Raw genomic sequence first — 19,097 nt, forward strand, 5'->3', positions numbered from 1 at the left:
GATTCCGTGAAAAATCCAAGATTTTTTTCACTTGGGTCCACGACATTGTTTGGATATCCGTCAACCATGTGGATTGCGGTGATTTATCTGTGGGTCGTCAACACCCTGACTTTGCTTGCCTTTGGCTGGGATAAGCTGCGGGCAAGACGGCGGAAAGGGCGTATCCCGGAACGAAAACTATTGTGGCTGGCGGCGCTGGGCGGCAGTCCAGGCGCATTGCTGGGGCGGTGGATTTTCGGACACAAAACCCGCAAGCGGCTGTTTTCATGCTACATCTTTGGGATTTTCGGCGCTCAGGCTGTCCTGGCCTATCTTCTGGCGGCCTTGGAATTGCCCAGCCTGGTCTAGCGCGAGATTTCCATCAGGGATTAGGTGCTAACCATTTGGGAAACTGTCTGCTACACTCCCATTCTATCTGAATATGATTATTCTTACGCATTCGCAAAGGGTTGAATGACAAATGGACAACGGCATCGGTTTCTTCGACATAGTCTGGTCAATCTTCTGGCTGTTCCTGATGGTGGCCTGGTTCTGGGTGATGATTTCGGTTGTGGCCGATGTCTTCCGCTCCAAGGATCTAAGCGGCGGTGGAAAGGCAGTCTGGATCGCCTTTGTCATCCTGATTCCATGGATGGGCGTTCTGGCCTACCTGATCGTTCGCGGCGACAAGATGCATCAACATAATGCCGAGGCCATGAGCCAGATCGAACAGGCGCAAAAGGACTATATCCGCTCGGTCGCCACAGTATCTGCTGCGGATGAGTTGGAACGGCTTGCTGCGCTCAAGGAAAAAGGCGTTCTGACGGATGAGGAATTTGCGGCGCAGAAAGCCAAGCTTCTGAGCACCTGATAGGAAGCACACACTAATCAAAATAGCCGGGGGCACGCCCTCGGCCATTGTTATTTGGCGAATACGCTGGACAGAATTTCGCCCAGTTGGCTTGCGTCTTGTTCATTGAACGCATCGGGTTGATCGCTGTCGATATCGAACACCGCAATGACGTCACCGGCGGCGTTGTGCACTGGCAGCACCACCTCGGATCTGGTCGAAGATGCGCAGGCGATATGGCCCGGAAACGCATCCACATCCGGCACCAACTGTACCTCACCCGTACGGGCGGCAGCGCCACAAACACCGCGGTCGAACGGGATGACCAGACAGCCGTGCCCACCCTGATAGGGCCCGATTTTCAAAAGCCCCGGCTCGGTGACACGGTAGAAGCCTGTCCAGTCAAAACGATCATCGGAATGATGCACCTCGCACGCGATGGTGGCCATCAGGGCCACGTCGTCGGTTTCACCCTCGGTCAGTGCGGCGATGGTCTTGGCAAGTGTATCGTAATCAGCTGTCATGTCGGAACTCGTGGCAGGGCTTTGCGCCGGAGTATTTGGAAAAAGGTGAAGCGTCAAACGCGTTCGATGGCTATCGCCGTGCCTTCGCCGCCGCCGATGCAGATGGCCGCCACCCCGCGTTTCAGGTTTCGCTTTTCCAACGCGTTCAGCAGGGTGACCATGATCCGTGCACCCGACGCACCAATCGGATGCCCAAGTGCGCAAGCCCCACCATTCACATTGACGATATCGCGGGGCAAGCCCATCTCGTGCATGAACGCCATCGGCACGACGGCAAAGGCTTCGTTAACCTCCCACAGATCGACGTCTTCTTTCGACCAACCGATGTTGGTCAGCAGTTTCTGGGCGGCTGGAACTGGTGCGGTCGTAAACAGCGCTGGAGCCTGCGCGTGGCTGGCGTGGCCGACAATACGGGCGCGGACGCTCAGGCCCTGCGCCTGTGACGCGTCCTCCGATGCCAGCACCAATGCAGCCGCGCCATCCGATATCGAAGAGGAGTTTGCCGCCGTAACAGTGCCATCCTTTCGAAAGGCTGGCTTGAGCGTTGGGATTTTCTCGGGCCGCGCCGAAAGCGGCTGTTCATCCGTGGCCTGAGTGACCTCGCCCTTACGGGTGCGGACCGTAACCGGCGTGATTTCATCCGCGAATGCGCCGTTTTCCTGTGCGGCCAGCGCATTTGATAAAGAACGCAGTGCATATTCGTCCTGCGCTTCGCGTGTGAACTGATAGGCCTCGGCACAATCTTCGGCGAATGTGCCCATCAGGCGACCTTTGTCATAGGCGTCCTCGAGCCCGTCCAGAAACATATGATCCATTGCCTGCGCATGACCCAATCGCGCGCCTTCGCGCATTTTGGGTAAAAGGTAGGGGGCATTCGTCATGCTCTCCATCCCGCCTGCGATCATTGTATCGGCATGCCCTAAAGCGATCTGGTCATAGGCCATCATGGCCGCTTTCATGCCCGATCCGCACATTTTGTTCAGCGTTGTGGCGGGAACGTCTTCGCCCAACCCTGCCGCAAAACCGGCCTGGCGTGCGGGCGCCTGCCCCTGCCCGGCCGGCAAAACACATCCCATAAGGACTTCGTCAACCGTTTCAGTACCGGCCCCTTGCAACGCTGCCCTGATGGCGTCGCCGCCCAGATCGGCCGCTGTCACGGTATCGAACATCCCCTGAAACCCACCCATCGGGGTCCGCGCCGCGCCGGCGATAACGACTTGCTTCATCTGGATGCTCCTTTGCTTTTCTACTGGAATGGATACAGAATGGTAAGAATTGTCGTCTAGCGTATTTCTACGAGTGATTTTCAGTTTAGAGAGCCCGTGCGCATGGCCCTGACCAGTAAGATAACAGACACGACGCAGATCATTACCGTGCATTCGGACCGGATTGATGCCGCAATGGCCATTCAGTTCAAGGAAGACATGCGCAATGAGGCCGACGGTGGCGCGTCGCGCGTTGTTCTGGACCTGACGGGGGTCGAATTTATCGATTCAAGCGGCCTAGGGGCCATCGTCGCGTCGATGAAACAACTGGGCAGTGACCGCAGGTTGGATTTGGCCGGGTTGCACCCGTTTGTCGAAAAGGTGTTTCGGCTGACCCGCATGGATACGGTTTTCAACCTCTATCCTACCCTGGACGACGCTCTGGCACCGCCGGCGGAATGACTTCACGGATTGAATAGGCGCGATGTCGATGGGGAACGGGAACTGCTTGGATCTGAGCTTTACTGCAACCGAAACCGAAGCCAGTGTTGGTATCGCCCAGCTAAGCAAAGGGCTGGAGGCGCAGGGTCTACCGCCACACAAGGCGAGCGACGTGAAAATCGCTCTGGCCGAGGCGATCAACAATGTGGTGGAGCATGCTTATTCGGACGTCACCCCGGCCAAGGTCCGGGTGCATTGTCGGCTGCACCAAAATTGGCTGGATATTTTGATCTTTGACACCGGGACTCCTTTGCCGGGATTTCGCGTGCCCGATAGTGTGCCCGCGCCTTTGGGATCGACACTCGACGAGTTGCCCGAAGGCGGGTTTGGCTGGTTCCTGATCCACGAACTGACCAGCGACATTCGCTATGAACATCGCAATGGCTGCAACCGGTTGTCCCTGCGGTTTGACTTTCCAAACCCGACCACCTGACCCAAAATAGTCACATAATGGCCCAGATCGCACCATTGCCGCGCCGCAAACAAAGGGCAAAAAGGTATCCGTAGCTCAGATAGCTTCCCTCGGCGCCTCGTGTCACAGCCCCCACCCAGTGAACGGCGCCGAGGATCTTCTCCTTGATGTGACTAGACAATCTCTGACCACGCTTTACCTTCGGCTCGTTCAAAGGGAGAAGGCAAAGCTATGCGGGATTTTCACACTCCGGGTCGGTCCGAAGTTTTGGCAACCGAAGGAATGTGCGCCACATCACATCCTCTGGCCGCGCAGGCTGCGGTGAGTATTCTCCAACAAGGCGGCAATGCCATGGACGCCGCCATCTCAGGTGCCGTGCTGCTGGGCATTTGTGAACCGCAGATGACTGGAATCGGCGGTGATTGCTTTGTTCTGTTCAATCGCGCGGGCGAAGATCAAATTCGGGCTCTGAACGGGTCTGGCCGTGCGCCAGCAGCTGCGGATGCCGATCGGTTGCGGGCCGAAGGGCTGGATTCAGTGCCATTGAACACGCCCGATGCTGTGACTATTCCCGGTGCAATTGATGCGTTATGCCATTTGGCAGAATCCGAAGGAAAGCTTGGGCTGGACGCAATTCTACAGCCAGCCATACACTATGCCGAGGTGGGTGTCCCAGTTGCACCCCGCGTCGCCATTGATTGGAAAACGGGGGCCGCCACGTTACAGGGCGCCGCGCGCAGACACTACCTGACCGGCGGCGAAGCGCCGAAAACAGGTCAGGTCTTTCGCGCGCCAGGGCAAGCCGAGGTTCTGCGCCAGATTGCACGCAATGGTCGTGACGCCTTTTATTCCGGTGAAATTGCACAGGATATGATTGACGCCCTAACAGCATTGGGTGGTGTTCACACGGCCGAGGATTTTCTGGCCACGCAATGCACAAAATCCCAGCCTGTCAGCGGAAACTACAACGGCATCGATCTTGTCGAACACCCGCCAAACGGACAGGGTGCGACTGCAATCCTGCTTTTGAACATCCTAAAGAACTTCGATCTGGCCGGTCTTGACCCATTTGGCCCAGAACTCATCCATCTTGAGGCCGAGGCCTCGAAACTCGCTTATGACGCGCGCAATCGGTTCATTGCGGACCCCGATCACACAACCCACGCTGAACGATTCCTCAACCAGAGCGTGGCGAATAAGCTGGCCGCGTTGATTGACCCCAAGCGCGCCATGCCAGCGGCAGCCCCACTAACCGAGTCCATTCACAAGGACACGGTCTATATTACGGTTGTTGACCGGGATCGGATGGCCGTTTCGCTGATCTATTCCATATTTCACAGCTTTGGGTCTGGCATCGCATCGGAAAAATACGGGATTTTGCTGCAAAACCGCGGCTCAGGCTTCAACCTGAGCCCCGGTCACCCAAACGAGCTTGGCCCGGGCAAACGCCCGATGCACACGATCATTCCCGGTATGCTCAAACAGGATGGCCGTGTGCTCATGCCATTTGGCGTGATGGGCGGAGCTTTTCAACCAACAGGCCATGCACGCCTATTGTCCAACCTCACTGATCATGGGTTGGGTTTGCAGGCCTCTGTGGACGCCCCGCGCGCCTTTGCAGACGGCGGTGTTCTGAAACTTGAACGCGGAATTCCGCCCAGCACATCTCAACAATTGAGCGATTTTGGGCACAACGTTCAGGTTCCAGAAACGCCCCTTGGCGGAGCGCAAGCAATCCGAATCCGCACAGATGGTGTTCTGGAAGGCGCAAGTGACCCCAGAAAAGACGGTTGTGCGTTAGGTTACTGACCACTAGGGCGCGAAATCTGGCGCACCAAATCACTTAGTTCAAATTAAAGTGCAGCGGGTACGCGCCATTCTCGAAAGGACCGAACATGTCAGGAATATCAGGATGCTCAACCGGTTCCCCGGATTGGTCGGCAACCAGATTTTGTTCTGAAACATAAGCCACATAGAAGGATTGGTCGTTTTCTGCGAGCAGATGGTAAAACGGCTGATCCTTGATGGGGCGGCTGTCCTCGGGAATGGCCTGATACCACTCTTCTGTGTTGGAAAATTCCGGGTCCACGTCAAAAATCACCCCTCGGAAGGGATGCTTTTTATGGCGGACCACCTGTCCCAGGCGGTACTTGGCATTTGTCTTCAGCATTATCTCAGCCCCCAGAGATCTTACTACCTCTTTCCGGGCCGGAATGCCAATCATTGATCGGAAATTAAAGGAAACAGTCTGTGAACATCTTACTGACAGTGTTCGAAATTGTGGCGCCGGTTTTTCTGCTGGCGGGCATTGGATTCACCTGGGTCAAACTTGGTTTTGAGTACCGTTTGGAGTTTGTGACGCGCCTTGCCGTGACGCTTGCCGTGCCCAGCCTGATCTTTGTGGCGCTGATGCAAACCGAGATCCCGGCAGGAGAGTTGACCCGCTTCACACTGGCCGCAATTGCGGGTCATATTGGCCTTGCCGTGGCCTTTGGCGTTTTCGTTCGACTTTCAAACCTGGACCGTCGGACTTACCTGTCGCCACTGATTTTTGGCAATACCGGAAATCTGGGCCTGCCGCTGTGTATTTTTGCGTTTGGTCAGGCAGGTCTGGGTTTTGCAGTCATTTTCCTGGCAATTACCGCCCTGTTTTCTTTCACCTATGGAATTTACCTCGTCGCTGGAAAGGGTGCATTCGGCAAAGTTGCGCGCGAACCGATGGTTTGGGCAACCCTGCTTGGGGCCTTATTCCTATGGCAAGACTGGGAAACGCCACTGTTCCTGACCAATACGCTAGAGCTGCTAGGCCAAATGGCCATCCCCATGATGTTGATTACAGTCGGCGTGGCAATTGCAAGGCTGACGACCCGCAAATTGGGTCAGGCGATCTGGCTGTCCGTCCTGAAGCTGCTGGTCTGCTTCGCGCTCGGCTGGGCAATAGCTCGATTCTTTGATCTGGACGCAACCGCTTTTGGAGTATTGGTCCTGCAGATGTGCACCCCGGTCGCGGTTACATCGTACCTGCTGGCCGAGCGGTTTGACGCGGATTCGGACGCGGTTGCAGGGATGGTCATGGTATCAACTGTGCTAAGCGTGGGCGCTTTGCCTATAATTCTAGCCATTGTTCTATAACGATTGTGATTTCCTAATCGCTCAATTTGCGCTAGAATAAAGAAAAAAGGCACGAGGCACATGAGCAGAATTCTTTTCGTACTCTTCGGGGTGCTGCTTTTGGCATCCTGCGGCGGCGGGTCCAAACAGCCCCCGAGCAGATTGAATGACGCGTGCAGCATTGCGCGCGAACGGCCTGATTTTATCAAGGCGTTCAAAAGCACCGAACGAAAATGGGGCGTCCCAATTCACGTTCAAATGGCGACGATCTATCAGGAAAGCCGCTATAAACACGACGCACGTACGCCGCACCAATACGTTCTGGGTGTGATCCCCATGGGCCGTCAAAGCAGCGCCTACGGATTCAGCCAGGCGCTGGACGGCACCTGGGATGAATATCGCAAGGAAACCGGCAAACGCCGCGCCAAGCGGGACCGCATCCGCGATGCGTCAGATTTCATCGGCTGGTACATGAACAAAAGCCATCAGCGGAACGGTATTCACCCCACAGATACGCGCAACCAGTATCTGGCGTATCACGAGGGGCACACCGGCTTTGCCCGCGGCAGCCATAACAGCAAATCCTGGCTGTTGAACGTCGCCAATGACGTGGATGCACGCGCCAAGCTCTATCAGGCGCAGCTGGCCAATTGCCGCTACTGACAGGAGTGCGGGTCAGCGATTGCCTGACCCGCTTCTTTTTGATCTGGAAAACAGATCGTTGCTGAGATTTCCGCCGGTACTCAGCTGCCCCAGCAGAACGGTCGTCTGACTGCCGGCATTGTCGTGAATGACCCATTTGCGCAGCTCGATCGGGTCCCCCGTGAACATCAGTTCAATCCGGCCGGAATCGGGGTTCTTTGGGTCCCGAGCGGTAACAACCGTGGCCGTCCCGTCAAAATCATGGGCAACCACCATATTCGCCTGCCCCAGATTGACGTTACGCGCCAGCACCAGCGACAGGGGTGTGCGTTTTAACGGATACTGTTCAGGGGGCTGGTTAGATTTCGGATCAAAGATCTGCACCGTACCTGCGCGCGCCAGAACCACAGCGCTGTTGGGCGGGTCATATTCGAACCGCATCTTACCGGGGCGTTCTATCCACAGCTTTCCGGTGCTCAGCGAGCCGTCATCGTTGACTTGTGTAAACGTGGTCTCAACGGTTTTGAGGCCATTGAGGTAGTTTGAGATTTGGGACAACGGCAGCTTATCAGCCGCCCAGGCCGCAGGCGCGGCGAGTGTCAAAGCAAGGGCAAAGGCAATCTGTTTCATAAGTTCCCAGATAAGCGCTCTGCCCTTGTTATTAAATATCCTATTGTTCGGGTACGAGGATTTCGCGTTTCCCGACATGATTTGCCGACGAAACAACGCCTTCATCTTCCATTTGCTCAACAAGTCGCGCAGCTTTGTTGTAGCCAATGGCAAGTTTCCGCTGAATGTACGAGGTCGAGCATTTGCGATCCTTGATCACAATCGCCACCGCCTGATCGTATAGCGCGTCTTCCCCGTTGGTGTTGCCACCGGTGTTGAGGCCCAATACGGCATCGATGTTGTCGGCTTTATCTTCAGATGGGCCGTCCAGTACGGTGTTTACATAGTCCGGTGGGCCGAACTGTTTCAGGTGGTTGACGATTTCCTCGACTTCCTCGTCCGAAACAAACGGGCCGTGGCAACGGGTGATCTTGGCGCCACCTGCCATATACAGCATGTCGCCCTGCCCCAGCAGTTGCTCGGCCCCCATTTCGCCCAGAATAGTGCGGCTGTCGACTTTCGAGGTCACCTGGAACGAAATCCGGGTTGGGAAGTTCGCCTTGATCGTACCGGTAATCACATCGACCGAGGGGCGCTGCGTGGCCATGATCAGGTGAATACCCGAGGCCCTTGCCATCTGCGCCAGTCGCTGGATACAGGCCTCGATCTCTTTGCCCGCGACCATCATCAGGTCGGCCATCTCATCAACAATCACGACGATGTATGGCATCGCTTCGGGCGCGAACTCTTCTGTCTCGAACGTTGGCTCGCCGGTTTCATCGTCGAACCCGGTCTGCACGGTGCGGCTGAACATCTCGCCCTTGGCCAACGCGTCCTTCACGCGACCATTGTAACCCGCGATGTTGCGCACGCCCATCTTGGACATCTTGCGATAGCGGTCTTCCATCTCGCCCACGACCCATTTCAGGGCGACAACCGCCTTTTTCGGGTCGGTCACAACGGGCGACAGCAGATGCGGAATGCCATCATAGACGGACAGTTCCAGCATCTTGGGGTCGATCATGATCAGGCGACATTCGTCCGGTGTCAGCTTATATAGCAGCGATAGGATCATGGTGTTGATCGCAACCGACTTACCGGAACCGGTTGTCCCCGCAATCAACAAGTGGGGCATCTTGGCCAGGTTTGCGACCATGGATTCGCCGCCGATATCCTTGCCCAGCGCCAGTGGCAGCGCGTGGTTACCATCACCAAAATCACGGCTGGCAAGGATTTCGCGCAACACCACCATCTCGCGGTTTTCATTGGGCAATTCGATCCCGATCACCGAACGACCCGGCAGGGTCGAAACACGTGCCGACAGTGCCGACATCGAGCGCGCGATATCGTCGGCCAGACCGATAACCCGGCTCGCTTTCAGGCCCGGAGCAGGCTCTAGTTCGTACATGGTAACAACCGGGCCGGGGCGGACACTGGTGATCTCACCCTTGACGCCATAGTCGTCCAGCACGTTTTCCAACATGCGCGCGTTTTCTTCCAATGCCTCATCGCTGAGGTGATGGCGCTGAATGCTGGAAGGGTTGGACAGCAAGCTCAAAGGCGGCAGCTCAAAGTCCGAATGCCGGTCTTCAAAGGACAACCCAGGCTGTGCTTCGGCCTGTGCACGACGCGACGGCGCAGGGGTGCGGCGAACAGGCTGTGCCACTACGGGTTTGCGCGGCTCGGCCACTGGAATTTTCATCGCAGGAAGCGGGGCCGGTTCGGGTTCGGGTGCGTCTTCAAATACGGCCTCATCCTCAAAGACGGGCTCGGGGGCAAAATCATGATGCAGGGGTTCCTGATGCCACTCGGGTTCAGGCTCTGCTGTCAGCATCGGCTCAGGCGGCAGACCGTCCAATGTCATCGGCGGCTCGGGGGGAAGCTCCTCTCCGCCTCTGGCGTTCAAAATCAACGGGTCCGGCCCCCGGCCACGCCCTTTGGTCAAAGGCAGGGTTGGATCGACCTCTGGCGCCACTTCACCCGCGGCCACTTTGCGATTGCGCACGGCTGCGGAAATCTTGGACTTGATACGATCTTCACCCGGCATTTCATCGAATCCGGCAACCGGTTCGCGGGCGACCAGTTCAGGTTCCGGCATGGGATCGGCGCGGCGGATCAGGCTTGGCATCCGCGCCAGCAGACCGGGTTTTGCGGGTTCGGGCTCTTCGAAATCCGGCTCTTCGAACATCGGATCGGCATACGCCATATCGTCGTCAAACACCGCGTCGTTGGCCTCTGCGCGGATGGCCTTGCGCTCTTCCCACTGTGCCCGGCGATCTCGTGCCGCCTGTGCGGTAACCGACGCACTGCGACCCAAGAGGTTCATCAACATGTCATAGGACATCACAAGGCCCAACAAGAAGGCACGCGTGCCTTTGCGCACGTCGACTTTTGTGAATCCAAGGACAAATGTACCCAGCACCAGCATGCCAGCTGCCATCGCCAGCGACATCAGTTTGACCATGAAATGTGACGATATAGGCAGCAGTGTCAGCAACGCACCCATGACGGTATCACCGAACAAGCCCCCCAGACCAAAGCTGTGGGTCGTGCGCCATGCCTCACCCGGCACCAAAGTCGCGGCATAAACGGAAACGATGGCAATCCAGATCGGAGCAAAGATAAGGCGGGCCACTGCGCGTTCCTCGCCGAAGTGCCCGGCAAAGCGTATGCCCCAGCCAATCAGCACCAGCGCGATGCTCCAACTGCCCCATCCGACGATCATGAACAGCGGCGCGGCGATCGACGCCCCAATCCGCCCCATCCAGTTCTGCACTGGCGCGTCTGTCGACACCATCCAGTTCGGATCATCCGGCGTGTAGGACCAGATCATCGCGGCTGAAGCCAGCCCCAGCAGGATCAGGGCGATCCCGATCAGTTCCTTGCTACGCCTTTCGATGGCGGCCTGGGTCGTACTGTCCAGCAATGGATCGCGGTTGCGCGCGTTATATGATGCCATTTTGCCCTCGTACCTCACGAATAGATGCAGTCACGGAGCGTAATCAGCCCCTGCCGCAACTCTGTTTTTGGGGCCACCATTGCGACCCGGATAAATTGTTCGCCCGGGTTTTGCCCCGGATCACCTTGAGAAAGATATGCACCAGGCAGCACCCGAACACCGGTTTCCTGCCACAGCCTTAATGTGGTTTGCTCGCCATTTTCGACTGGCAGCCATAGGAAAAACCCGGCTTCAGGCGCCATATAGCCCTGCACGCCCGCGAAAACCTCATCCGCGATCGTGTATTTTTCCTGATACAGCGCGCGGTTCTCTACAACATGCACCTCATCTGCCCAAACTTTTGCGGCGGCAGCCTGCAAAGGTAGCGGTAAAGGCGCACCTGCGTAGTTGCGTAACTGCTTGACCCTCTTGATGGTCTCGGGACCACCGGCGATCAGGCCCGAGCGCAGACCAGCCAGATTGGACCGCTTCGACAGTGAATTGAACAAGGTGATCCGCTCCGGATCGGCCCCGAGTTCCTGCGCGACGGTCAGCACACCGGTTGGTGCCGTGTCGCGGTAAATTTCGGAATAACATTCATCCGCGAAGATGCGGAAATCATAGGTTTCGGCCAGTTGGATCAGTTCGACCCAATAGTCGCGCGAGGCGACTGCGCCCTGCGGATTGGCGGGAGAACAGATATAGGCCGCTACGGTGCGGTTCAGAACGTCCTTTGGTAGCCCCGAATAGTTCGGCAAGTGACCTGTGGCGGCAGTTGCGGATACGAATACAGGCTCGGCACGAACCGACAGCGAGGCCACCATATAGACCTGGTAGAATGGATTCGGGCACAGTATGACGGGCTTTTCACCGTTTTTCTGCTCGGGGCACAGCGCCATCGCGGCGTTGTACAATCCTTCGCGCGTGCCATTCAACGCCATCACGTTGGTGTCAGGGTCCATCGAAACGCCATAGCGGCGATCAATCCAGTCAGTAATCGCCGACCGCAACTCGGGCGACCCTTCGTTTGGAGGGTATCCTTTAAACCCGGCCGCGTTTTCTGTGATCACATCGGTGACCCACGCCGGAAAATCATGCATAGGCGCGCCAATGGTCATGTGAATCACTTCGCCACCCGGCTGGTGATGATCCAACAGGGTGCGCAGACGCGGGAATGCATATTCCGGTAGGTCCGAAAACCGTTCGGGGAAATTCATAACTACTGCCTCAATACCGGGATCATTTCGCCCCGTTTTACAGGCAGACTACAGATCGCACCCGGTTTCGTCCAGACAAAGAGGTGGCGAATCAGGGGATTGTGGCATTCAGGCCAACGCCGTCTCGGCGGCTGATCCCAGCCTTAGCAGGGCCTCTTCTGACCCCGGATATCCCATCATCATCACGCCACACCCGGGTATTCCGGTCGGCAGTGTCAGTGCAGCAAGTCCCATCAGATTGCCAATACGGGTGTTGCGCAGCGCCAACAGATTTTCCGTGACATAGTAGTCATGGTCATTCATCAACCGATCCAGATTCGGCGGCAAAATGGGCGCTGTCGGCGCAAGCACCGCATCAAACCCGGATGTGGCGGCATCCCATGCAGCCCGACAGGCTTTCAGCCTGGACCAGGCCGCGATGTAATCGGCACCGGTCGCGTTTTGACCCGACCGAAACCGTTCCAGTATCTCGGGATACATGGCGTCAGGGTTGGCCTCGATCACATCGCGCCACAACCCATAAGCTTCGGTCGTGTACAGAATGCCGGACAGCGCCATGGCGTCGTGCAGCTCGGGGACGTCCAGCGGTACGATCTCGGCCCCTGCCTCGGTGAGTTTTTGCAACCCATCCTCAAAGGCCTTACGCGGTTCATCCCTCAGGTCGTCCTGTGCCACAGTCTGAAGATTGGCAAAGCGGCGGCCTTTCAGGCTGGCACCGCGAAGATCCGGTGGAGAGCGCCCCTCGAGCAAGGCCAGCATCTGAGCCGCGTCCTCGACTGAGCGGGTCAGTGGACCAACAGTGTCGAACCGCAGACACAAGGGCACTGTACCCTCAAGGCTGACGCGCCCGGCGGTGGTTTTCAGCCCGACCAGATTGTTCCAGGCCGCTGGAATGCGCACTGACCCGCCCGTATCCGAACCAATCCCACAGGCGGCAAGCCCCCAGGCCACCGATGCGGCCGCGCCGGAAGAAGAGCCTCCGGATACGGCGTCTTCATCGTCAATGCATGGGGGCGTGCCAGTGATCGGGTTCAGGCCAAGGCCTGAGAAGGCCAGCTCGCTCATATGCGTCTTGCCCAGACAGACCGTGCCCATGGCGGTGGCGTTACGCACAACGACCGCGTCCATTTCGGGCACCCGGCCTTTCAGCAAGGCCGAGCCTGCCTCAGTCGCGGTGCCGGCGGTGTCGAACAGATCTTTCCAGCTGATCGGCACACCATCCAACAGGGACCGCCGCAGGCCCAGATTGGCGCGCTCCTGCGCAGCCTGTGCCTCGGCCCTGGCACGATCATGCGTAACGCGGGCATAGATCCTGTCGCGGTGCGGATGCGCGTCGATGGCGGTCAGATAGGTCTCGGTCAATTCAACTGGATCGATCTGTCCCATGCCGATACCCCGACCCAGATCACACGCCGTCATGGTCAGCCAGCCCTGCATCCCTGCCCCCTTGCGAAAAAAGCACTTTGAGGGACGGTAGCGACAGGACCGCACATGGACAATCCCGAAAGGGCGCGCATATTGCAGGCCATGGAACACAACTCGGATATCCTGATTGTAGGCGGCGGCCTAAACGGCCCGGCCCTGGCACTGGCACTGGCCCAGACAGGGCATTCTGTCACCGTCATCGACGCATTGGCCGAAAAAGCACGGAAAAACGCGGCTTTTGACGGGCGCGCCTATGCGCTGGCGCTGGCCTCGCAGCGGCTGCTGGATGCGGTTGGCGTCTGGGACAAGGTGACAGAACATGCCCAACCCATGCTTGAGATCAAAGTCACTGATGGGCATTCTGGTGCAGGCCCATCCCCGTTTTTCCTGCATTTTGACCATGCCGAGATTGAAGAAGGCCCGATGGGTTACATGGTCGAAGACCGCCACCTGCGCCGCGCGTTTCTGGATGCCATGGCCGAACAGGACGGCATCACGCAGATCAGCGGCAAAACCGTTGTCGCACAAGCCACCGACGACACCGGCGTAACGCTGACGCTGGATGATGGCACGACCCTGACCGGCGGATTGTTGGTTGGCTGTGACGGGCGCCGCAGTGGCACCGCAGCGCGTGCTGGGATCAAGCGCACCGGTTGGGACTACGGCCAGACCGCGCTGGTCTGTGCCATTGAGCATGACCTGCCCCATAACGGCGTGGCGCATCAGTTCTTCATGCCCCCCGGCCCCTTGGCGATTCTGCCGCTGACCGGCAATCGCAGCTCGATCGTCTGGAGCGAACGCTCCGAAATGGCCAAACGCATCAACGCCATGCCCGAGGCGGACTATCTGCAGGTATTGCGCCCGCGCTTTGGTGATTTTCTGGGTGACATCCGCCTTCAGGGCGACCGATTCACCTATCCGCTAAACCTGACGATCGCCAATTCCTTTATCGGTGACCGCATGGCTTTGGTCGGGGACGCCGCCCACGGCATGCATCCAATTGCAGGTCAGGGTTTGAACGCAGGTCTTCGGGACGTAGGTGCCTTGGCGGAAGTTCTGACACTGGCCGGACGGCGTGGCGAAGATATCAGTTCGGTATTGGTTTTGGAACGTTACCAGGAATGGAGACGGTTCGACACGGCGGCGCTGGCCATGGCGACCGATGTGTTCAACAAGCTGTTTTCGAACGACAACCCGATTCTGCGCTTCGGGCGCGACATCGGGATGGAGATCGTCGGCTCGATCCCCGGACTACGTCGCGGCTTTGTCCGTGAGGCCGCCGGGCTGACCGGAGATCTGCCGAAACTTCTGCAAGGGCGCGCGATTTAGTCAAGGTGCCGGGCTTCATCCACCAGCATCACCGGGATACCGTTGCGGATCGGAAAGGCTAGATTGGCAGCTTTGGACACCAGTTCCTGCTTTTCGGCGTCGTAGTGCAAAGTAGTGTGCGTCTGCGGACAGATCAGCGCCTCAAGCATGTGGCGATCAAATAGGTGTTCAGGTTCGGTCATTGCAGTTTTTCCTCGCTCGATCCGCCGCGCATGGCGAATTCAATCAACGTCACCAATGTCTCGCGGCGCGTGCGAAGGCAAGGTGCCTCAAGCAGCGCCTGTTTCTCTTCGGGATCGAAATCCAGCAGCATCGACAGAGAATTCACTAGCAGCTCGTCATCGGCATCCTTCAACGTGTCCCAGTCGGTCGACAGCTGGCGCGAGGAAAAAAACCGTTCAAGCAGATCCAAAAATCGCAACCGATCGAACGCATTGTCCGCCTCGGCCTTGCCAAGATCGCGGTCAAACCCGTCCCATGAAACAGCACAACGGCGATAAGGCGTAAACGCATCCAGCTCGGACTTGATCCGAAATCGCGAGATGCCGGACAATGTAATCAGGTAGCGACCATCTTCGGTTTCAGAAAACTGTGTCACACGTCCGGCACAACCGATTTGGTGCAGCTTGCTTTCGTTGGACTGACAGGGGTTCGGCTGGGCCATGCCGATCAAGCGTTCAGGCGTTTTCAGCGCGTCGTCCAGCATTTGCAGGTAGCGCGGCTCAAAAATATGTAGCGGCAAGCGAGACCGGGGCAGCAAAAGCGCCCCGGGCAATGGGAAAACGGATACCGTCTCCGGCAGATCAGCGGGATGCATCATGTACCCGAGTGTAGCCCTGATCAGGAATTAGGCAAATATCATCGAGCTGAGCTTGCGCCGCCCGTTCAGAACAATCGGATCATTGGGCTTCAGCGCGTCAAAAATGGTGAACAGTTGCGCCTTTGCGGCACCGTCATCCCACTCGCGGTCGCGGCGGAACAGTTCCAACAATTGCGTAACAGCCTCTTCAACTTCACCACTGGCGTGCAGCGCCTGTGCAAGATCGAACCGCGCCTGATGGTTGTCGGCATCTGCCTCAACCGCTGCTTTCAGCTCACCCACAGGACCAGCATCGGCAGCCTGTTTCGCCAGCTCCAGTTGGGCATGGGCGGCCTCAACCTCGGCCGAGGTTGAAATCTCTGCGGGTGCGCCGTTCAAAATCGCCTCGGCCTGCTCCAGATCGCCTGCTGCAATATGGGCGCGCACCAGACCGCCATAAGCGGCGGCGTGGTTCGGGTCTTCCCCCAGAATGGCGGAAAAGGTCTGTGCGGCATCCACAGCTGCGCCATCGGCCAGCATTTCTTCGGCGGCCAGAACAGCGTCATCCAACTGACCGCCGGGGCTTTCACCACCTGCGGCCTCAATAACTCGGTCCACGAACGCCTTGATCTCGGACCCCGGCACGGCGCCCTGAAACCCATCGACCGGCTGGCCTTTGTAGAACGCGTATACCGTCGGGATCGATTGAACGCGCATTTGAGAGGCGATCATCTGCGCCTCATCCACATTGATCTTAACAATCTTCACCGCCCCTTTGGCGGCGGTCACAGCCTCTTCCAACAGCGGCCCAAGCGTTTTGCACGGACCACACCATGGGGCCCAGAAATCCACGATCACAGGGATTTCCTGCGAGGCCTCGACGACATCGGCCATAAAGGTGGCCTCGGATCCGTCCTTGATCAGATCGGCGGTATCGGGTCCGGCTGCGGCGTTCAGAAGGTCCATGGCATTCACTCTTTCGTTCGAATTTGGCCCCTATATGCAACTGCAAAGGGCAGAAACCAAGGGGAGAGTTGCAGGGTCAAAGGTCGAATGTCGCAAAGACTGGTGCGTGGTCGCTGGGTTTTTCCCACCCGCGCGCATCGCGCAGAACGCGGCTGGAGTGCCCTGCGTTCGAAATATCCTGCGTGGCCCAGACATGGTCCAGACGTCGCCCCTTGTCGGCTGCGTCCCAATCGCGGGCCCGGTAGGACCACCAACTGTATAGCTGCCCGTCGGGGATGTCCTGACGGGTAATGTCCACCCATCCGCCTGCGTCCTGCGTTTCGGCCAGCGCCTCAACCTCGATCGGCGTGTGTGAGACGACCTTGAGAAGTTGCTTATGCGACCAGACATCATCCTCGCGCGGGGCGATGTTCAGATCGCCAACCAGAATGGACTTTTCGGGCTTTTCGGCATGGAACCAGTCGCGCATATCCGTGAGATAGTCGAGCTTCTGCCCGAACTTCTCGTTCTTTTCACGGTCCGGGATGTCGCCACCGGCCGGGACGTAGAAATTGTGAATGGTGACACCGTTTTCCAATCGCCCAGCGATGTGGCGCGCGTGGCCGAGACCTGCAAAATCCTTGTCACCGACTTCTTCCATCGGCAGGCGCGACAGGATGGCGACGCCGTTATACCCCTTCTGGCCCCTTGCAACCATGTGGGTGTACCCCAGTTCGGCAAATCCGTCGGTTGGGATCTTCTCAACCGGCGACTTGCACTCCTGCAAACACAATACATCGGGAGCTTCTTCCTGCAGTAATTTCAGCACGATAGGCTCGCGCAGGCGGACCGAGTTGATGTTCCAGGTAGCAAGAGTAAAGGGCATGGGGGATTCCTCTGTCGCGGTTGGGCGGAGGTTAGCGTGGTGTGGGATGGGGTGCCATGAGAAATGTGTGCCCGGGGTGAGCTTCTGCAAAAACGTAATTTGGGCTTGATGCCGACCTTGCTTTTGAGATCAGTTGAGACTTGAACCACTGCGCGGGCGTCTTATTGACGAGAATAATATTATGAAAAACAGAACTTATCTAATTCAGTTTGCGGCCTCAGCCTTGCTTTCATTTGTCGCTGCAAATGCAGTCTTTGCCAAAGAAGTCCGTTTCTGGGACATGCCAAGCGGCTGCAGTTGGACTGTCGAGTATTCGAACGGCAACATCTGGGTCAACACCTTCGACGGGCAGCGATCTGGCAAGTACATCGTCACCACAAAGGATAAATCTGGAAACAAAAACAGAGTAAAGACAACCGAGTACGACAAAGAGGGCTTGATGACCCAGCGCACTTGGGCGAACGGAAAGTGGGAGATGTTCGAACCACACAGCTGTTTTGGTGTTCCGGGAAAGTGCTCTTACACCTATCGAAACGCCGATGGTATCGTTTCACAAACAACGTCAAAGACCACTGTAGTAGGACCTACACGTTATCGCGTTAAAGCCAGATCAGGTGACGCAGGTACATACTCGGTTGATACTGTAACGACCACTCACTTTGGTCTTGCCTTAAGCTCAAAAAACAAAAACTCTTGGGCCAAAATCACCGAGTTCCGAAATTGTGGCATTGCTGCTTCATAGGCCGCAGCTTAATTCCTCCCAACAAAAAAGGCCGGGCCATAAGGCCCGGCAGTCCAACAGGGAGGTGCATGTCATAACCCGGACATGCGCGGGTTGGGAGTACTCTAATTACACATCCAGAGTATCACTTTGATCCACGTCAATCCACCCAGAGTTACGAGACCAAGCGATATCCGCCCGATTCTGTGACCAAAAGGCGCGCGTTCGATGGATCGGGTTCGATCTTTTGGCGCAGACGATAGATGTGGGTTTCCAGCGTATGTGTGGTGACACCAGCGTTATAGCCCCAGACCTCGTGCAGCAGGACGTCGCGGGCGACCACGCCATCTGCCGAGCGGTATAGGAACTTGAGAATGTTGGTTTCTTTTTCGGTCAGGCGGATCTTGCGATCCTCTTCGGTGATCAACATCTTCATCGCCGGCTTGAAGGTGTATGGTCCCAACACAAAGACCGCGTCCTCGGATTGCTCATGCTGGCGCAACTGCGCGCGGATGCGGGCCAGCAGGACCGGAAATTTGAACGGCTTGGAGACGTAATCATTGGCACCGGCATCTAAACCCAGAATGGTATCTGCGTCGCTGTCATGGCCGGTCAGCATCAGGATCGGGCTTTTGACGCCTTGTTTGCGCATCAGACGGCACAGCTCACGACCGTCCGTATCCGGCAGACCGACGTCCAGAATGACCAGATCGTAAATCGCCTCGCGTGCGCGCTCCATGGCGGATTGACCGTCTGCCGCTTCGAACACGTCGAAATCCTCGGTCATCACGAGTTGCTCGCTGAGCGCCTCGCGCAGATCTTCATCGTCATCCACCAGCAGGATTTTCTTGAGCTGAGCCATGTCCGGTCCTCCTAAGCCTTTTCCACCATTTGCGTGCGGAAGATGCAATCAACAAGATTTACTGCAATGGTCTCACGCCCTCGTGTCTGACGCAGAGGAATTGTTTCACTTTTTCTTCTGTTCGGGTTAGACGAAGACCAAC

General features: G+C 57.3%; 21 protein-coding genes. 9 read left to right on the top strand and 12 right to left on the bottom strand.

Annotated elements, in window-relative coordinates:
• Positions 1-66 precede the first annotated feature (66 nt).
• Entirely contained in the window at positions 67-348 is a 282-nt protein-coding gene (locus AC2FID_RS17590; protein WP_496757030.1) for a DUF1294 domain-containing protein, read from the top strand.
• Between the two features lie 112 nt (positions 349-460).
• Positions 461-850, top strand: a complete 390-nt coding sequence (locus tag AC2FID_RS17595; protein WP_058279764.1) for an SHOCT domain-containing protein — start codon at positions 461-463, stop codon at positions 848-850.
• A gap of 50 nt (positions 851-900) precedes the next feature.
• Here AC2FID_RS17595 and AC2FID_RS17600 read toward each other — a convergent pair whose 3' ends face one another.
• The gene (locus tag AC2FID_RS17600) at positions 901-1,353 is read right to left on the bottom strand and encodes a GAF domain-containing protein (protein WP_496757032.1); all 453 of its coding nucleotides are present in this window, start codon (positions 1,351-1,353) and stop codon (positions 901-903) included.
• 53 nt (positions 1,354-1,406) lie between these two features.
• The gene (locus AC2FID_RS17605) at positions 1,407-2,579 is read right to left on the bottom strand and encodes a thiolase family protein (RefSeq protein WP_496837966.1); all 1,173 of its coding nucleotides are present in this window, start codon (positions 2,577-2,579) and stop codon (positions 1,407-1,409) included.
• A 102-nt stretch (positions 2,580-2,681) separates the two neighbouring features.
• On the opposite strand from AC2FID_RS17605, the gene AC2FID_RS17610 reads away from it, so the two are divergent.
• From AC2FID_RS17610 to AC2FID_RS17620, 3 genes are all read left to right on the top strand, one after another.
• Positions 2,682-3,020, top strand: a complete 339-nt coding sequence (locus tag AC2FID_RS17610; protein WP_108861130.1) for an STAS domain-containing protein — start codon at positions 2,682-2,684, stop codon at positions 3,018-3,020.
• A 28-nt stretch (positions 3,021-3,048) separates the two neighbouring features.
• Positions 3,049-3,492 carry an ATP-binding protein gene (locus tag AC2FID_RS17615; protein ID WP_496757039.1) on the top strand — a complete coding sequence of 148 codons (444 nt, stop codon included), beginning with the start codon at positions 3,049-3,051 and terminating at the stop codon, positions 3,490-3,492.
• 210 nt (positions 3,493-3,702) lie between these two features.
• On the top strand, positions 3,703-5,280 hold the full coding sequence (locus tag AC2FID_RS17620) for a gamma-glutamyltransferase family protein (RefSeq protein WP_496837969.1): 1,578 nt from the start codon (positions 3,703-3,705) through the stop codon (positions 5,278-5,280).
• A 34-nt stretch (positions 5,281-5,314) separates the two neighbouring features.
• On the opposite strand, the gene hspQ is transcribed toward AC2FID_RS17620, so the two are convergent.
• A complete protein-coding gene (gene hspQ / locus AC2FID_RS17625; RefSeq protein ID WP_108861127.1) occupies positions 5,315-5,641 on the bottom strand; it encodes a heat shock protein HspQ in 327 nt (108 codons plus the stop codon).
• An 80-nt stretch (positions 5,642-5,721) separates the two neighbouring features.
• On the opposite strand from hspQ, the gene AC2FID_RS17630 reads away from it, so the two are divergent.
• Both AC2FID_RS17630 and AC2FID_RS17635 read left to right on the top strand, forming a co-directional pair.
• Entirely contained in the window at positions 5,722-6,603 is an 882-nt protein-coding gene (locus tag AC2FID_RS17630; RefSeq protein WP_282120309.1) for an AEC family transporter, read from the top strand.
• A gap of 60 nt (positions 6,604-6,663) precedes the next feature.
• Complete coding sequence (locus AC2FID_RS17635) at positions 6,664-7,245, top strand: transglycosylase SLT domain-containing protein (protein WP_058272557.1); 582 nt, start codon at positions 6,664-6,666, stop codon at positions 7,243-7,245.
• A 12-nt stretch (positions 7,246-7,257) separates the two neighbouring features.
• Here the strand turns inward: AC2FID_RS17635 and AC2FID_RS17640 are convergent, their stop codons facing one another.
• The 4 genes from AC2FID_RS17640 to AC2FID_RS17655 all read right to left on the bottom strand — a co-directional run bounded on the left by AC2FID_RS17640 (position 7,258) and on the right by AC2FID_RS17655 (position 13,425).
• Positions 7,258-7,854: a LolA family protein gene (locus AC2FID_RS17640; protein ID WP_282120310.1), complete on the bottom strand. Its 597-nt coding sequence runs from the start codon at positions 7,852-7,854 to the stop codon at positions 7,258-7,260.
• Positions 7,855-7,894: 40 nt separating this feature from the next.
• Positions 7,895-10,792, bottom strand: a complete 2,898-nt coding sequence (locus tag AC2FID_RS17645; protein WP_282170489.1) for a DNA translocase FtsK — start codon at positions 10,790-10,792, stop codon at positions 7,895-7,897.
• A 14-nt stretch (positions 10,793-10,806) separates the two neighbouring features.
• Positions 10,807-11,988: an aminotransferase class I/II-fold pyridoxal phosphate-dependent enzyme gene (locus tag AC2FID_RS17650; protein ID WP_496837970.1), complete on the bottom strand. Its 1,182-nt coding sequence runs from the start codon at positions 11,986-11,988 to the stop codon at positions 10,807-10,809.
• Between the two features lie 108 nt (positions 11,989-12,096).
• The gene (locus tag AC2FID_RS17655; protein ID WP_496837972.1) at positions 12,097-13,425 is read right to left on the bottom strand and encodes an amidase; all 1,329 of its coding nucleotides are present in this window, start codon (positions 13,423-13,425) and stop codon (positions 12,097-12,099) included.
• Positions 13,426-13,479: 54 nt separating this feature from the next.
• On the opposite strand from AC2FID_RS17655, the gene AC2FID_RS17660 reads away from it, so the two are divergent.
• A complete protein-coding gene (locus AC2FID_RS17660; RefSeq protein ID WP_496837974.1) occupies positions 13,480-14,742 on the top strand; it encodes an FAD-dependent monooxygenase in 1,263 nt (420 codons plus the stop codon).
• Here AC2FID_RS17660 and AC2FID_RS17665 read toward each other — a convergent pair.
• The 4 genes from AC2FID_RS17665 to AC2FID_RS17680 form a co-directional block, all read right to left on the bottom strand.
• Complete coding sequence (locus tag AC2FID_RS17665; RefSeq protein ID WP_496837976.1) at positions 14,739-14,924, bottom strand: Trm112 family protein; 186 nt, start codon at positions 14,922-14,924, stop codon at positions 14,739-14,741. The genes AC2FID_RS17660 and AC2FID_RS17665 overlap by 4 nt on opposite strands.
• A complete protein-coding gene (locus AC2FID_RS17670) occupies positions 14,921-15,562 on the bottom strand; it encodes an LON peptidase substrate-binding domain-containing protein (protein WP_282170494.1) in 642 nt (213 codons plus the stop codon). Before AC2FID_RS17670 ends, AC2FID_RS17665 begins: the two co-directional genes overlap by 4 nt.
• 27 nt (positions 15,563-15,589) lie before the next feature.
• The gene (gene trxA / locus AC2FID_RS17675) at positions 15,590-16,507 is read right to left on the bottom strand and encodes a thioredoxin (protein ID WP_496837978.1); all 918 of its coding nucleotides are present in this window, start codon (positions 16,505-16,507) and stop codon (positions 15,590-15,592) included.
• 76 nt (positions 16,508-16,583) lie between these two features.
• Positions 16,584-17,372, bottom strand: coding sequence for an exodeoxyribonuclease III (locus AC2FID_RS17680; protein ID WP_282152973.1), 789 nt, complete (start codon positions 17,370-17,372; stop codon positions 16,584-16,586).
• Between the two features lie 181 nt (positions 17,373-17,553).
• Here AC2FID_RS17680 and AC2FID_RS17685 point away from each other — a divergent pair, with 181 nt between their 5' ends.
• Positions 17,554-18,114, top strand: a complete 561-nt coding sequence (locus tag AC2FID_RS17685; protein ID WP_496837980.1) for a hypothetical protein — start codon at positions 17,554-17,556, stop codon at positions 18,112-18,114.
• 154 nt (positions 18,115-18,268) lie between these two features.
• On the opposite strand, the gene AC2FID_RS17690 is transcribed toward AC2FID_RS17685, so the two are convergent.
• Positions 18,269-18,955 carry a response regulator transcription factor gene (locus AC2FID_RS17690; protein WP_058272567.1) on the bottom strand — a complete coding sequence of 229 codons (687 nt, stop codon included), beginning with the start codon at positions 18,953-18,955 and terminating at the stop codon, positions 18,269-18,271.
• Between the last annotated feature and the right edge of the window lie 142 nt (positions 18,956-19,097).

The sequence above is a fragment of the Ruegeria sp. CDSC068 genome (assembly GCF_059610545.1).